The sequence below is a fragment of the Pseudomonas sp. R15(2017) genome, assembly GCF_002112685.1.
In the GTDB taxonomy this organism is placed as follows: Bacteria; Pseudomonadota; Gammaproteobacteria; order Pseudomonadales; family Pseudomonadaceae; genus Aquipseudomonas; species Aquipseudomonas glycinae.
This window is the reverse complement of record NZ_NEII01000005.1, coordinates 26309-41326: the sequence shown is the minus strand read 5'-3', so window position 1 is coordinate 41326 and position 15018 is coordinate 26309. Positions and strand designations below refer to the sequence as shown.

Annotated in this window: 14 protein-coding genes; 4 read left to right on the top strand and 10 right to left on the bottom strand. The window is 60.8% G+C overall.

From position 1 onward, the window contains the following. Nucleotides 1–68 precede the first annotated feature (68 nt). The 6 genes from CAF77_RS11930 to CAF77_RS11905 form a co-directional block, all read right to left on the bottom strand. Complete coding sequence (locus CAF77_RS11930; RefSeq protein ID WP_064382612.1) at nucleotides 69–1526, bottom strand: D-aminoacylase; 1458 nt, start codon at nucleotides 1524–1526, stop codon at nucleotides 69–71. Nucleotide 1527: 1 nt separating this feature from the next. Further along, on the bottom strand, nucleotides 1528–2388 hold the full coding sequence (locus tag CAF77_RS11925; RefSeq protein ID WP_064382613.1) for a MurR/RpiR family transcriptional regulator: 861 nt from the start codon (nucleotides 2386–2388) through the stop codon (nucleotides 1528–1530). Between the two features lie 15 nt (nucleotides 2389–2403). Then, a complete protein-coding gene (locus tag CAF77_RS11920; RefSeq protein WP_064384140.1) occupies nucleotides 2404–3753 on the bottom strand; it encodes a GntP family permease in 1350 nt (449 codons plus the stop codon). Nucleotides 3754–4001: 248 nt separating this feature from the next. Continuing rightward, complete coding sequence (locus CAF77_RS11915) at nucleotides 4002–4895, bottom strand: NAD-dependent epimerase/dehydratase family protein (protein WP_064382614.1); 894 nt, start codon at nucleotides 4893–4895, stop codon at nucleotides 4002–4004. A gap of 103 nt (nucleotides 4896–4998) precedes the next feature. Next, nucleotides 4999–5910 carry a LysR family transcriptional regulator gene (locus CAF77_RS11910; RefSeq protein WP_039772910.1) on the bottom strand — a complete coding sequence of 304 codons (912 nt, stop codon included), beginning with the start codon at nucleotides 5908–5910 and terminating at the stop codon, nucleotides 4999–5001. Between the two features lie 60 nt (nucleotides 5911–5970). Continuing rightward, the gene (locus CAF77_RS11905) at nucleotides 5971–6561 is read right to left on the bottom strand and encodes an NAD(P)H-dependent oxidoreductase (protein WP_064382615.1); all 591 of its coding nucleotides are present in this window, start codon (nucleotides 6559–6561) and stop codon (nucleotides 5971–5973) included. Nucleotides 6562–6765: 204 nt separating this feature from the next. Here CAF77_RS11905 and CAF77_RS11900 point away from each other — a divergent pair, with 204 nt between their 5' ends. Continuing rightward, entirely contained in the window at nucleotides 6766–7080 is a 315-nt protein-coding gene (locus CAF77_RS11900; RefSeq protein WP_011332353.1) for a putative quinol monooxygenase, read from the top strand. Here CAF77_RS11900 and CAF77_RS11895 read toward each other — a convergent pair. Next, nucleotides 7070–7834 carry a sulfite exporter TauE/SafE family protein gene (locus tag CAF77_RS11895; RefSeq protein ID WP_085654543.1) on the bottom strand — a complete coding sequence of 255 codons (765 nt, stop codon included), beginning with the start codon at nucleotides 7832–7834 and terminating at the stop codon, nucleotides 7070–7072. The two genes, CAF77_RS11900 and CAF77_RS11895, sit on opposite strands and share 11 nt — an antisense overlap. A 141-nt stretch (nucleotides 7835–7975) precedes the next feature. On the opposite strand from CAF77_RS11895, the gene CAF77_RS11890 reads away from it, so the two are divergent. The 3 genes from CAF77_RS11890 (at nucleotide 7976) to CAF77_RS11880 (ending at nucleotide 10099) form a co-directional block, all read left to right on the top strand. Next, nucleotides 7976–8857, top strand: a complete 882-nt coding sequence (locus tag CAF77_RS11890) for a LysR substrate-binding domain-containing protein (protein ID WP_085654541.1) — start codon at nucleotides 7976–7978, stop codon at nucleotides 8855–8857. Between the two features lie 55 nt (nucleotides 8858–8912). Beyond that, nucleotides 8913–9488, top strand: coding sequence for an NAD(P)H-dependent oxidoreductase (locus CAF77_RS11885; RefSeq protein ID WP_064382618.1), 576 nt, complete (start codon nucleotides 8913–8915; stop codon nucleotides 9486–9488). Nucleotides 9489–9688: 200 nt separating this feature from the next. Next, nucleotides 9689–10099 carry a MerR family transcriptional regulator gene (locus CAF77_RS11880; RefSeq protein WP_064382619.1) on the top strand — a complete coding sequence of 137 codons (411 nt, stop codon included), beginning with the start codon at nucleotides 9689–9691 and terminating at the stop codon, nucleotides 10097–10099. A gap of 66 nt (nucleotides 10100–10165) precedes the next feature. Here the strand turns inward: CAF77_RS11880 and CAF77_RS11875 are convergent, their stop codons facing one another. From CAF77_RS11875 to CAF77_RS11865, 3 genes are all read right to left on the bottom strand, one after another. Next, nucleotides 10166–12781 (bottom strand): RND family transporter, encoded by a 2616-nt coding sequence (locus CAF77_RS11875; protein WP_139831592.1) that lies wholly within the window; start codon nucleotides 12779–12781, stop codon nucleotides 10166–10168. A 33-nt stretch (nucleotides 12782–12814) separates the two neighbouring features. Further along, on the bottom strand, nucleotides 12815–13651 hold the full coding sequence (locus CAF77_RS11870) for an outer membrane lipoprotein-sorting protein (protein WP_085654537.1): 837 nt from the start codon (nucleotides 13649–13651) through the stop codon (nucleotides 12815–12817). A gap of 70 nt (nucleotides 13652–13721) precedes the next feature. Beyond that, entirely contained in the window at nucleotides 13722–15017 is a 1296-nt protein-coding gene (locus CAF77_RS11865) for a DUF1302 family protein (RefSeq protein WP_085654535.1), read from the bottom strand. Between the last annotated feature and the right edge of the window lies 1 nt (nucleotide 15018).

Sequence of the window (15018 nt, the reverse complement as noted above, 5' to 3'; positions counted from 1 at the left end):
AGCAATTCGGCTTGGTGATGGCTTTCTTTAATTGCAATGTGCCATCACCGTGACGCAGTCAGCAAAATTCAACGAAAGCCGTCGCGCAGATCGCCCTGGCGCGCCAGGAACCGCCCTGCTGTTTGCCCGTTGGCCTGGCCGTCGCGATAACTCAACACACCATTGATCCACACCCCGTCGATGCCTTGCGCGGCACGTTGCGGGTCGTTGAAATCCGCCACGTCACGTACGGTCGCCGGGTCGAACAACACCAGATCCGCCCAGTGCCCTTCACGAATTTCGCCCCTTTCCTTCAGGCCGAAACGCGCGGCCGACAGACCGGTCATCTTGTGCACGGCGGTGTGCAGCGGAAACAGGCCGACATCGCGACTGAAATGGCCGAGCACCCGTGGGAAAGCGCCCCACAGACGCGGATGGGGGAACGGGTCTTCCGGCAGGCCATCGGAACCGACCATCGACAGCGGATGAGCGAGGATCCGGCGCACGTCGTTCTCGTCCATCCCGTAATACACCGCGCCCGCCGGTTGCAGGCGTTTGGCGGCGTCGAGCAACGACAGATTCCATTCGGTGGCGATGTCCATCAGATCGCGACCACCCATTTCCGGATGCGGCGTCGACCAGGTGATGGTGATGCGATGGGCGTCGGTGACCTGCTTCAGATCCAGGGTCGAAGAACTCGCCGCATACGGATAGCAATCGCAACCGACCGGGTGAGTTTTCGCCGCCACCTCCAGCGAGGCGAGCAACTGCGGACTACGGCCCCAGTTACCGGCACCGGCGCATTTGAGATGGGAAATGATTACCGGCGATTGAGCATGGCGGCCGATGCGGAAGGCCTCGTCCATTGCTTCCAGCACCGGTTCGAATTCACTGCGCAGGTGGGTGGTGTACACGGCGCCGAATGCTTTCAGTTCTTCAGTCAGTTGCATGACTTCGTCGGTGGATGCCGAGAACGCGCTCGCATACGCCAGACCTGTGGATAAACCGAGGGCGCCCGCCTCCAGGCTTTCACGCAACTGCTCGCGCATCGCGCTGATTTCAGCGTCGGTCGCGGTGCGGAACAGATCATCGAGGTGATTGCTGCGCAGCGCCGTGTGCCCGACCAGCGCCGCCACGTTCAGTGTGGTATTGGCCGCTTCGACCGCCGCCCGATAATCGCGAAAACGTGGATAGACGAACGCTGCCGCCGAGCCGAGCAGGTTCATCGGATCCGGCGGATCGCCGCGCAAGCTGACCGGCGCCGCACTGATCCCGCAGTTGCCGACAATCACCGTGGTCACGCCTTGGCTGAGCTTTGGCAGCATCTGCGGCTGACGGATCACCACGGTGTCGTCGTGGGTGTGCACGTCGATGAAACCCGGCGCCAGCACACGGCCAGCGGCGTCGATTTCCTCGCTGGCACTGACATCTTGCAAGTCGCCGATGCGCGCGATGCGGCCATCGAGGATCGCCACGTCGGCGGTGTAACCGGGGCGGTTGCTGCCGTCGATGACCAGAGCGTTGCGAATCAGGGTGTCGTACAGCATGTCAGTCTCCCAGCGGCAGGTGATCGTCGCCGCCGCGGTATTCGTCGAGGGCGAGTTTGATCCGCCGCAGACGTTCTTGATTGTCTTCAGGATTGGCCAGCGCCAGCTCGGTGGCCAGCACGTCGATGGCGAGCAGCATGCCGTAGCGCGCCGCCGTCGGTTTGTAGATGAACGAGGTCTCGGCGCCTTGCAGCGGCAGGACGATGTCGGCCAGTTCCGCCAGCGGCGAGTCGGCGCGGGTGATGGCGAGAATCCGTGCGCCGTAGTTGCGCGCCAGCGCCACGGTCTCCAGCAACTCCGGGGTGATGCCGGTCAGCGAACAGACGATCACCACCTGCTCGGCGCTAAGGCTGGCGGCGGTGACGCGCATCATCACCGCGTCGTGGCACACCGCAATCGGGTAGCCGAGGCGCACCAGTCGCACCTGCAATTCGTCGCTGCACAGGGTCGAGCAACCGCCGATGCCGAAGGCGTGGATCATCCGCGCCTGGCCCAGCAGTTTCACCGCATCGGCGAAGCGTGATTCGTCGAACGCCGCCAGATGCTGGCGCAAGGTGGTTTCGATATCGCCGACGATCTGCCCGTAAAACGCCGACTGCTCGGGCGTGCCCGCCGGGTCGAGGAAACGGCTGCCGACGCCGCTGGCCTGGGCCAGTTGCAGACGCAGGTCGCGCAGGTCGCGACAACCGACGGAGCGGGCGAAGCGCGACAGGGTGGCGGTGCTGACTTCGGCCCGCTGCGCCAACTCTTCGAGGCTGGCGGAGGCGGCAAATCCTACGTCGTCGAGCATCAGACGGGCGATGCGTCCTTCACCGGCGCTAAAGGAATCCTGACGGGCGCGGATCTGATAAAGGATGTCCATGGCGGATAACTCCGACTACAGCAGGTAGGAAAGACCGACGGTCAGGGCGAAAGCGACAATTGAGATCAGGGTTTCCAGCACCGTCCAGGTCTTGAACGTCTGGGCCACGGTCATGTTGAAGTATTCCTTGATCAACCAGAAGCCGCCGTCGTTGACGTGGGAAAAGATAACCGAGCCCGCGCCGGTCGCCAGCACCAGCAGTTCCGGGTGTGGATAACCCAGACCGATGGCCACTGGCGCGACCACGCCGGAAGCCGTGGTCATCGCCACGGTCGCCGAACCGGTGGCGATGCGCATCAGCGCGGCGAACAGCCAGCCCATGATCAGCGGCGACAGGTGAAATTCATGAGCGAGGCCGACGATCTGATCGGTGACGCCGGCGTCCACCAGAATCCGGTTCAGACCGCCACCGGCGCCCACCAGCAAGGTGATGCTGGCGGTCGGTGCCAGGCATTCGTTGGTGAATTTGAGGATCGATTCGCGGTTGAAACCCTGGGCAATACCGAGCGTCCAGAAACTCAACAGCGTCGCCAGCAACAGCGCGATCACCGAGTTGCCGATGAACAACAGGAACTGATTGAAGCCGCTGCCCGGCGTGGAAATCAGGTTGGCCCAACCGCCGATCAGCATCAGCACCACCGGCAACAGAATGGTCGCCATGGTGATGCCGAAACCCGGCAGGCTGTCGCGGGGTTCGCGTTCGAGGAATTGTTTTTCCAGCGGGTTATCCGCCGGCAACTGAATGCGCGGCACGATGAATCTGGCGTACAGGGGGCCGGCAATGATCGCCGTCGGAATGCCGATGGCAATCGCGTACAGCAAGGTCTGCCCGACCGACGCCTGATAAGCCTGCACCGCCAGCATCGCCGCCGGGTGCGGCGGCACCAGCGCATGCACCACCGACAGCCCGGCGACCATCGGCAAACCGACCATCAGGATCGACACGCCCACCCGCCGCGCCACGGTAAAGGCAATCGGCACCAGCAACACGAAACCGACTTCGAAAAACAGCGGCAGCCCCACCAGAAACGCAATGCACACCATCGCCCAGTGCGCGTTCTTCTCGCCAAAGCGCTCGATCAACGTGCGCGCCATCTGCTCGGCCCCGCCGGACTCGGCCATCATCTTGCCGAGCATCGTCCCCAGCGCCACCACCAGCGCAATGTGCCCCAGCGTCTTGCCCACCCCGGCCTCATACGCCCCCACCACACCCGACGGCGGCATCCCTGCCACCAGCGCCAGGCCGATGGAAATCAGGGTAATGACAATGAACGGATTGAGCCGGTAACGGGCGATCAGAACGATCAGGGCGATGATGGCAACGGCGGCGTACACCAGCAGCCAATAGCCGAAGGACGGTGTCATGCGGTACTCCTCGAAAGGGTCACGTTCGAATGGGTTGTGAAACTCATAAATCATTTCGAGATCGAGTTTTCAAACCCAGTGAAAGTAATTTTCGTGGAGGGATAAGGGTTGTCGTTTTTGGATATGCCTTGTCGCGAATAATGAAAATTCACCGGTGTTATTTACATGTACCGGAAACACAAATACCTGTGGGAGCTGGCTTGCCAGCTCCCACAGGTTCAGTGGTGTTCACACGAGCAGCGCGGAACTCACACCATTTCGTTACGAATCCATTCAACCACCGACGTACGCTTCGGTGCCCAGCCCAGCCGTTCGCGGGCGTGTTTGCCGCGTACGCGGCTGTTGGAGCCGAGGCCGTAGTTGGCCATTTCGTAGCCCCACTCAGCTTCGGCATCTTTCAGTGGCCAGTCTTGTGGCTGGTCCAGATTCAGGGCTTCGGCCATGGCGGTGGTCATGTCGATGAACGACGCTTCGCCGCTTTCGACGAAGTAGAAAGTGCCCGGGACGTTTTTGCTCAGGGCCAGCAGGTACAGCGCCACCACGTCTTCGATGTGCACGTTGGACCAGATGTTCTGACCGGTGCCGACATGACGCACTACGCCGCTTTTGCGTGCCTGTTTCAGCAGACGCGGCAACTGCACGCTGTCGCGGTTGACGCCCAGGCTGTGGCCGTAGATCAGGGTGTTGCAGATGACGGCCGAGTTCACGCCGTCCTGCGCTGCGGCGAGGATCAGGTTGTCGATGGCCACGCGTGCGGCCTTGTCGACGGTCGGCTCCGGCAGATTGTCTTCGAAGTAGATGACGTCGCTGGATTTGCCGCCGGACGCATCGCCGACGATGCTCGAACCGCTGGTGTGCAGGAATACTTTGTTCGAGCCGCGCAGGGCATCGAGCAAGGCTTCGACCGCGCCGCGATGATCGCTGCTGGCGGCGTTGATCACGGCGTCGGCGGCGCGGGCCTGTTCGGCCAGCAGCGCTTGGTCGTCGAGGGTGCCGATGACCGGGGTGATGCCCAGTGCTTTCAGCTCATTGGCCTGTTCAGCGCTGCGCACCAGACCGGTGACGGTGTGGCCGGCCTGGACCAGGCCGGTGGCGATGGAGCCGCCGATAAAACCGGCAGCGCCGGTGACGAATACGTTCATGGAGAAACTCCCTGCGTGAGTAAGTGATGCAACGAGTATCGATCGGCCAGCCCGGTGGAAAAACCCGCCCCCAACCAAATCACTGTTGCGCAGGGATCACGAATCAGCCTTTGAAATCGGCGCTGGCGTAAGCCGCCAGTTTGCTCTGGATGAAGTCGAGGAAGCACTGGATGCGCAGCGCCAGCTGCGAGTTGCGGTAGTACACCGCGTTGATCGGCTGGCGATAACCACTGTTGAATTCCGCCAGCAATACCTTCAGCCGCCCGGCACGAATGTCGTCGATGGTCATGAAATGCGAGAGGCAGGCAATGCCCTGCCCCTCCAGCGCCAGATGGCGAACCGTCTCGCCGCTGGAGGCGCTGATCGCCGGAGTGATCGGCCAACGGTCGCCGTGCACGTAACGCAGCGGCCACTGGTTGAGGCCTTCGTTCTGGGTGAAGCCGAGCAATGTGTGTTCGCTGAGATCAGCCACCTGGAGCGGTGCGCCATGTTTTTCCAGATACGCAGGGCTGGCGACGATCAACAGTGGACTGCAACCCAGCGACCGGGCATGCAACGTCGAATCGGCGAGGGTGCCGATGCGGATGGCGACGTCGGTGCTTTGTTCCAGCAGGTCAATGATCAGGTCATTGCTGTTGAGTTCGAGCTGGATATCCGGGTACAGCCGACGGAATTCGTCGATGTACGGCACGACGGCGTGGAGCATGAACGGCGACGCGGCGTTGATGCGCAGTCGTCCTGATGGCGTCTGCTGACGTGAAGAGAGGCGCTCTTCGAGTTGATCCATCTGGTCGAGGATCAGCTTGGCCTGTTCGAAGAAATACTTGCCCTCCTCGGTCAGGTCCATGCGCCGAGTGGTGCGGTTGATCAGCGTGGTGTCGAGCTTGGCTTCCAGCCGCGAAAGCGTGCGACTGACCGCCGACGGCGTTTGCCCGACCTGCTCGGCGGCGGCGGAGATCGAACCGCATTCGATCACGCAGACGAAAATCTGCAACTCATCGGATCTGGCTTTCACGGGTGTCCTCGAATCGAAAGGCCTGCTGCGCAAGCTCAGGCCTTCGATAGTAGCCGAGCGTCAGGCCTTGAGGCCAAACACCTCAGTCAGATGCTGCTCATAACGCGCCACATCCGCTTCGATGTTCGGGCGTTTCATCACGTCCACGCAGAGAAAGGTTGGCAGGCCGGTCATACCGAGGAACTGGTTGGCCTTGTGGAACGGGAAGTACACGGCGTCCACGCCTTTGGCTTCGAAGAAGTCGGTCGGGTCATCGAACGCCTGCTGCGGTGCGTTCCAGGTCAGCGACAGCATGTATTGCTTGCCGTGGATCAGACCGCCGCTGCCGTACTTCTGCGACGCGTCGGAACGGGTGCGACCGTCGCTGGCATAGAGGCTGCCGTGACCTTCGGTAAAGACTTCGTCGATGTACTTTTTCACGGTCCACGGTGCGCCCATCCACCAGCCCGGCATCTGATAAATGATCACGTCGGCCCAGAGGAATTTCGCGACCTCTTCGGCGACGTCGTAACCCTCGTCGATGAAGGTGGTCTTGACGTCGAGACCGCCACGATCCAGCACGCTCAGCGCAGCTTCGTGCAGGGTGGTGTTGTAGCGACCGTCGGAGTGGGCGAATTTTTTACCGCCATTGAGCAACAGCACTTTTTTCATGGGAGAGCCTCGATCGGATTCCGATGCGCAGCGCAGAGCGCTGGATGGAGAAGGGAAAAAATTGAATGGCGGCAGATTAGCGATCCACCTCGCGCGGAATAAGCACCGATGGCGCAAAATTCATTTGAGTAAAACGCACGAATCGAATGCCGATTGTTGCCGTAGGATTGGCCGCCATCTGAATCTGAATGGAGTTTTTTTGCGATGAGCGAACGCCAGGGTTTCATCCTGCACGCCAAGACCCGCCCGGAAAAAGCCGAGGCTTTCGAAGCGTTTTTCCGCGCCTACGTCGAACCGAGCCGCGCCGAACCCGGCTGCATCGAGTACCACATGCTGCGCGACAAGGAAGACCCGACCCTGTTCATCTTCTACGAGATCTGGGAAAGCCAGGCGCATCTGGACGTGCACTCGAACCTGCCGCACATGCAGCAGTTTCTGGCCCAGCGCATGGAATACCTGGAGCGGGATTTCGATATCCGCCCGATTGAAATGCTCAGCGCGTCGTCCGCTAACCGCTGATCAGCAGATGGGCGCCGAGCGCGCCCAGACCGATGAAAAACACCCGTCTGAACAGCACGGCGCTGATGCGCTGTCGCAGCCATTGCCCGAGCCACATGCCGAGCACTGCCGGGATCAGCGCCAGCAGCGAAGCACTCAGTTCCGCGCCGCCGAGCGACCCGCGCCAGAGCAATCCGCCGGCCAGCGCCAGAGTCGACACGGTGAAGGACAGGCCCAGCGCCTGCACCAGTTCATCGCGGCTCAACCCCAGTGCCTGCATGTACGGAACGGCGGGAATCACGAACACACCGGTGGCCGAAGTGATGACGCCGGTGATCACGCCACAGAGCGGGCCGAGCCATGGTTCATGGCGGCGACTGACACTCAGCGTCGGCAGGAACAATCCGCTCAACGCATAGAGCAACAGCGCCGCGCCGAGCCCGCGCACCACCCAATGCCCGCCCGCCATGCCGATCCACAAAGTGCCGACCGCCGTGCCGAAGAAGATCGCCAACAGCATCGGCCACAGTCGTTTCACCAGCCCCTGCAAATGCCCGCCGAACGCCAGTTGCCAGACGTTGGTAAAGGTCGCTGGAATGATCAACAACGCCGCAGCCTGCGACGGCGCCATAGCCAGACCGAGCAAACCCATGGCGAAAGTGGGCAGGCCGAGGCCGATCACGCCCTTGATCATGCCAGCGACGACAAAGGTCGCAATCACCAGCAATGACAGGGCCAGTCCGAGGTTTTGATAAAAATCTGCGAGTGCGTTCATGGCCACACTTTGCTCCTGTGCGGATGAACTGAAAATCTGTCATACACTGAGGTTGCCTCTACCTATACAAGAGGCTTGTTAATTTTTCGCGGCCGCTGGCCTCTTCGTCGGGACTGACACCACTAATATTGAGGCTGCCCCATGCACTTCGACCTCACCGACCTGCGCCTGTACCTGCACATCCTCGACAGCGGCAACATCACCGCCGGCGCCGCCCGCAGTCATCTGTCGCTGGCGGCGGCCAGTGCGCGGATCCGGGCGATGGAAGCTTCGCTGGGCACCGAGTTTCTTCAGCGCGGGCGCCGTGGCGTCACACCGACACCCGCCGGTAAGGCCCTGGCGCAACATGCGCGACGCCTGCTGCAACAGGCCGAGCGCATGCAGCAGGACTTGAACGAATACGCCCGGGGTGTCAAAGGCCAGGTGCGTTTGCTGTGCAACACCACAGCCATCAGCGAATACCTGCCGGAAGTGCTGGCGGATTTCCTGCGCGAACACCCCAACCTCGACATCGACTTGCAGCAACTGCCCAGCGCCCGCATCACCCACGCCTTGCGCCAGGGAGCAGCAGACCTGGGCATTGTCTCCGACGCCGTGGACACCCGCGACTTGCAGACCCGGGTCTTTCGCGCCGACCCGCTGGTGCTGCTCGTGCCGCCGGGTCATGCGCTGGCAGAGCGTCTCTCGCTGACCTTTGCCGAAACCCTGGCCCATGACTACGTGGCGCTGGGTGCCGACAGTGCCCTGGCGATTCATCTGGAAGAACAGGCGCTGCACATCGGCCAGCGCATGGCGATCCGCATCCGCGCCGATGGCTTCGATGCCCTCATGCGCATGGTTGCGCACGGCGCGGGGCTGGCAATCGTGCCCAAAGTGGCGGCTGAGCGCTGGCCCCGGACGAACTCGTTTACCTGCGTGTCGCTGGACGACGCCTGGGCCAGGCGGACACTGCATCTGTGTTCACGAAATTTCGCTCATCTGCCGGCCTATAGCCGGGCCTTGCTTGATGCTCTGACGCCTTGACTCTACCGCTAGGGGCAGACTCTATCCTGTGAGCTTCTTTTCAGGAGTACACACAATGAGCAAACGAATGCTCGTGATTCTGGGACACCCCTCCACCGACAGTTTTTGCGGAGCACTGAGTGAAACCTACGTTCAGGCGGCCAAGGATGCCGGGCATGAGGTGCGGTTGATGCGCCTGGATGCACTGGATTTCGACCCGGTCCTGCACGAGGGTTACAACAAGATTCAGCCGCTGGAACCCGATCTGTTACAGGCGCAGGCCGACATCACCTGGGCCGAGCACCTGACCTTCGTCTACCCGATCTGGTGGGGCGGGATTCCGGCGTTGATGAAAGGCTTTCTGGATCGCATCTTCCTGCCCGGTTTCGCGTTCAAGTACCGCGAGGGCAAGGCCTTCCCGGACAAACTGCTCAAAGGCCGCACCGCCCATTTGCTGGTGACCATGGACACGCCGTACTGGTACTACAAGTGGTTCTACCGCATGCCGGGGCTGCACCAGGTCCGCAAGACCACGCTGGAGTTCTGCGGGGTCAAACCGATCAAGACCCTGACGTTCGGCCCCATGCTCGGCTCCAAACCGGAGCAGCGCGATGTGTGGCTGCAACAAGCGCGAGCCAGCGCCGCGTTCTGAATCTGACGCTACTGTTCAACTGACGGCGCCGCCGACGCCGTCAGCCCCTCCACGGGCTCTCCCCCGAGCCCGTCCGTCAGCCGTGCGCGTCATTTACGCACAGTTGCAACCTGCCGATGGTATTCACCCTATAATCGCCCGCCGATCAGGCCTCGAGCCTGGTCACGCTAAGCCCCGTTTTATCATCGAGATGGATCTTTATGTATATCGGCAAAGCCGCCCAGCTGTCGGGCACCACAGTCAAAAGCATTCGCCATTACGAAGAAATCGGTCTGTTGCCCGAGCCCAAGCGTGAAGGCAAATACCGTATCTACAGCCAGGAGAGCGTCGAGGTACTGACGTTCATCAAATGCGCTCAGCAACTGGGCTTCAAGCTCAAGGAGTTGCAAGTCATCCTGAACAACTACCGCGGCGAAGAATTTCCCTGGGACATGGCACAAAATGCCATCGCCCAAAAAAAAGCCGAGCTGGTGACCCAGATCGGCGATTTGCAGCAGTTGTACGATGGACTTGAAGCGTTTGAAAACAACCTCCACGAGGCTCGACAGGAGTGTCAGTTCGAGCGCATCGCCCGGCATGGGGAAAAAACCCCGGGCGCTACGCTGAACTGAAAACCCTTCTGCGGCGCATGGGCCGGTTCGCCTGTCGGATCAGGGCAGGCGGAACCGGCTCGGGCTTCAACCCGGTACTGCCTCTGCGTCGATACGTTGCGCCTGAGCGGGCTGGACAACCGGCTCAATCGCGCCGAAGAACCACGGCGAAACCAGCGTCACCAGAATGATGGTCATGACCCCGCTGGAAAACAGCGCCATGGCCACCAGCGCCCCCAGGTCGACAATCGGCTTGAAGTCAGAAAACAGCAGCGCCATGAAGCCCACGGAGAAAATCACCACGTTGATCACCGTCGAGCGACCGACGCTGTGCATCGCCTGCAGAATCGCCGCGTCAACTTCAATGCCCTGCTGCACCAGCCATTTGATGCGCGACAGCAGGTGCACCGCGTAATCGACCACGCCCACCACCAGGAACGTCACCAGCGTCGTGCCGATGTTCAGCTCGATCTTGAACAGAAACATGAAGCCGTAGACCGTGACCGAGGTGGTCAGCAGGGTCAACATGCCGAGAATGCCCAGCCGCACCGACTTGAGCCAGTACATCATCATCAGCGTGACGACCAGCAACGCCAGGGAAAAACTCAGTACCTGGCCTTGGGTGATTTCCTGCAACACACCGGTCCAGATCAACGGCGTGCCGGCATGCGTCACCTCCAGATTGGCCGGTTTGTTCACCAGCAGCCAGGCGTCGAGGCGATCGAGCATGCCCTGATAATCGCTGGCGACCGACGAGGTCATGGTGTACAGCGTCAAGGCCTTGGAGAAGTCGGCGTTGAGCACGTTGTTCAAGTCCGAGCCGCCACCGTTTTCGAACAGCATCACGTGCTGCTCAATCAGCGAATTGCCTGGCACTTCGAATTGTTCGACCTGCCCGTCATCATTGACTGAGCTCACCTTTTCCATGGCGTTGGGAACGCGCAGGTAATCGGGGTTCATGTCGTTAAGCACCAGGTTCATGCGCTTGACGTAAGTGGCCAGGGAGTAGCCATAACTCACGTTCGGCTGCTGCTTGATGAAGTGGTCGAGCTTGTCGATGAACTGCACCACCTCCGTGGTCAGCACCCCACGAGGCTCCTTGCTGTCAATGGCAATCCAGCCCGGCGCCGTACCCGCGACTTTGGCGTGGTTGATGAACTGGTCCGAAATGCGGATATGGCTTTCGGGCTTGAAATAGGCAATGCCCGAGTCTTCGATATCGACGCGGAAGGTGAACACGGTGGCCAGCGCCAGCAACGGCAGCATGACCATGAGAATCGGTTTGCGAAAGCGGATCATCCAGGCGCAGAACGCCACCAGATAACGCGAGATGATCGATTCCTTGTGCGCGGCCACCTTGGCTTGCGGTGGTTGATCCTTGCCCCAGATGGAGATCCAGGCCGGAATCAGCAGCAACGAAATGATCAGCGCCGCCGTCAGGCCGATGGACATGAACATGCCGAAATTGCGGATGCTGACGATGTTGTTGGTGGTGGAAATCATGAACGTGGCGATGGTCGTCACCGTCGTCAACACCACCGGCACGACCATCAGGCGCTGGGTCTCGCGGTTGGCGTCACGGTTGCTCTTGCCGGCGTTTTTCTGCTCGTAGTATTCGGCCATTACATGGATGGCGTCCGAGCAGCAGATGGTGAACAGAAACACCGGCAATACGCTGGTCAGCAGGTCGAACGGCACCCGCAGCAGCGCCATCAGGCCCAGCGTCCAGATGGTGCAGAACAGAATGTTGAACAGCGGCAACAACACGCCCAGCGGTTTGCGGAAGAAAAAAATCAACAGCAGGGTGATCAGCAGAAACACGATCGGAAACAGCACCGCCAGGTCATGGTCGATGATTTCCTGTTGGGCCGCGATGAAGATCGGCATGCCGGCAATGAAAATCTCGTCCTTGTACTCCGGATGCTCTGTCTGATACTGCGCGACGATGCCCCGCACGATCTGATAAGCGCGCAATTGCGCCTGGGCGTCATCCTGCTTGGTGCCGAGCTCGGCCACCAGCATCGCGACTTTCTTGTCCTTCGACACCACCCCGTCGACCATCAGTTCGTTGCCCATGATCTGCGACTCGACCACAGCCGGATCCATGTCATAGGCGTTGAGGGTCTTGTGGATCAACAACTCGCCACCGTCGGTCAGCACGATGTTTTCCAGGTCGCCCATCGACGCCATTTCGCGAATCGGGTTGATCCGCTCGGCGAGGAAGGTCAGGAACAACTGATCATGAGCATCCCAGTTCTGACTCTGGGCATGATCGCGCAGGGCCTTGGCCTGAGCGTAATCATTCTGGGAAAAACCGTCCTCCAGAATGTCCCGGGTCAATAACTGTGCGCGGCTGTCATTCGGGTAGCGGGCGACGAGTTGCGTCAGTTGCTCCTTGTCGGCGTCGTTGGCCAGGATCATCTTGCGCACCGACTGCGACATCGAAAACAGCGCATTAAGCGTCTGTTTGTTGAAGACCGTCTGCGGGTTGTTCAACGCCACCATCACCGAGTCGAAGGTGCCGGTGAACTCACCCTGCAAATCGATGATGGTCTTGCGCGCCGGATGGCTGTCCTTGAGCAGATAAGGGTTGGTGTCCGAAATCAGCGCACCCAGCGTATAAGTGAAATACGCGGTGATCGCCAACAGCAGGAAAACGATCGCCCGCGCATGGCGCTCGACGAAGTTCAGGTATCTTTCCATGATCATGTGTTCCAGGGTCGTCGGGAGCGGCGCTTAGCGGGCAGTCACGGAAAATTCCGGCAGGTCACCGGTTTTCAGCCCGCGCTTGATGGCGGTCTGGGTAAACAGTCGGTCTTCCAGCGGAACGTTGTACTGCAACTGGTTGAAGCGCATTTCCGAGCGCGTGCCGTCGATGAAGTGCTCGGTTTCACTGAGCTGGATGCTGTCGATCCCGTCGATGGTCTCGACCTTCTGGGTGCGCATCTGCTTGATCAGCACACCTTTGACGTCGAAGAAGTCCTGACGCATGACCAGGAAATTCTGCTTGTCGATCCACACCTTGAGTTTGTTGTAACCGGTCTTGGCCAGCACTTCCGGGGACACCGGCTCACGTTCGATCACGTAGCAGTCGCGGCCCTTGATCTGCTCTTCTCCCAGCAATGTCTGCGAGTAATCCTTGACCCGGATCTTGTCCAGGTCGGCATAGGAGTATTCGCTGCCCATGAACGAGCCGCGCTTGTCGGTGGTGGAGATCCGGCGGGTCTGGCGGCTGACCGGCAGGTACATCCACTGGCTGTCTTCCAGCCCCAGAGTCTCGTGCGGGTTTTCGATGTGGAACGCGACGTCGCGCACATCGGTCGGCGCCGAGAAATACATGCTGAATTTGTCGCTGTCCGGGTAGTCCTTCTGCAGGTAGGTGAATTCACGAACCCGGGTATTGCCCTTCTTGTCGTGGAGGATCAACGACACCTGGGACATGAAGCTTTTACCGTCATTGCGATCGCGCACCTTGCGAATGATTTCATCGGCATTGCTGCCGTCGGCAGCGCTGGCGCAGACGCCACTGAGGATCAACGCGGTGGCGGTCAGACTTTTCAAAAGCGGCAACATCGGAATTTCCCTTTTCGTCGGATGAGTACATGCGGACCTGGCCCACCGGCGGCAGGCAGGCGTCACGGGGTTAAAACAAATAGCCGGCGGACAGCCGCACTTGATCGCGCTTGCTGTACTCGCCGAAGGCCCTGTCGGGTTTGCCGAAGAACACGTCCACTTCCAGTCCCAGCTTGATGTAGTCCACCGGTTTGTAGGTGAAGATGCCCTGCAACAAGGCGTTGTCCTTGAGCGGCGGCGAGGCCGCAGCCACCAGCCGGCTCTTGAGCCGGTCCTGCCAGTGAGTGCCTTCGGCCGACAGCGTGAACAGCGGCTCGCGCTTGTCCTGCAGCATCCCGTCCTGCCAGTCGAGCAGCACCTGCTCCTGCCATTGCGCCGAAATCAGCCAGTCGCGCCACAGATAATCGACACCCAACAGCGACTTGACCATCGACGTGCTGTCGGCACCGTAGGCGCGGGTCGGATTGGTCACGCGCCAGTTGTCGAACCAGGCAATCTCGCTGCGCACCACGATGCTGTGACCGGCGTCGATCGCCAGACCTGCACCGCCCATGGTGTAACGGGGAAACTGGCGTTCAAGACGCGTACGACCGTCATCGGCCAGACCTTCGACGGCATACACCGGGTCCTGCTGACGTGCGCTCAGCGCCACGAAACTGGTGTCCACTGCACCGATCCGGCCATTGGCGCTCAGACCATAGGCATAGCCCTTGTCACCGTCATAGCCGGGTTTGGAATCAAGCAGGAAATACTCCGGATCGGGCGCCGCGAACAGCGGCGCGGCGAACTCGCTGCCCGCCACCGGCGGCTGGTTCTTGACGAAGTCGGTGATCCACAGCGCTTCCAGTTCCCACTCGCCTACGGGCTGCGTCACACGCACCATCGGTACAGCGATGCGGCTGTCTTCAAGCAACGGGGTCAGCCCATCGCGATAGTCCAGCGGGTTGATCTGGTCCAGCACACGCAGCTCATCCGCACGCCCCCAGACCACCTGCTGCCAGCCGACCGTCACTTCACCGTCGCCCAGCGAATGACCGACATACAGATGCCGCCAATCAGCGTCGAAGCGATATTTTTCCCGGGCGCGTTCGCTGTACGGGTTGTTGCCGTCGTAGCGGGCGTCATAGCGCACACGGCCCTTGGCCTTGTAATAGCCGCCGTCCCAGTTGTCCTCCAGGTTGGCTTTGAAATACACGGCCTTCTGTGTGACCTGATCGTCACCGTGCAGGCGCAGTGCCGTGGCCACGCCGATTTCGGCGTCGGCGTAATCGGGCTTCAGATCGTCGACTTCCAGGGCCGCGACAGCCGCCGGAGCGGCCACGCACGCCCACATCGCCCAGGCGATGCGGTTGATAGTTCCTGGCATC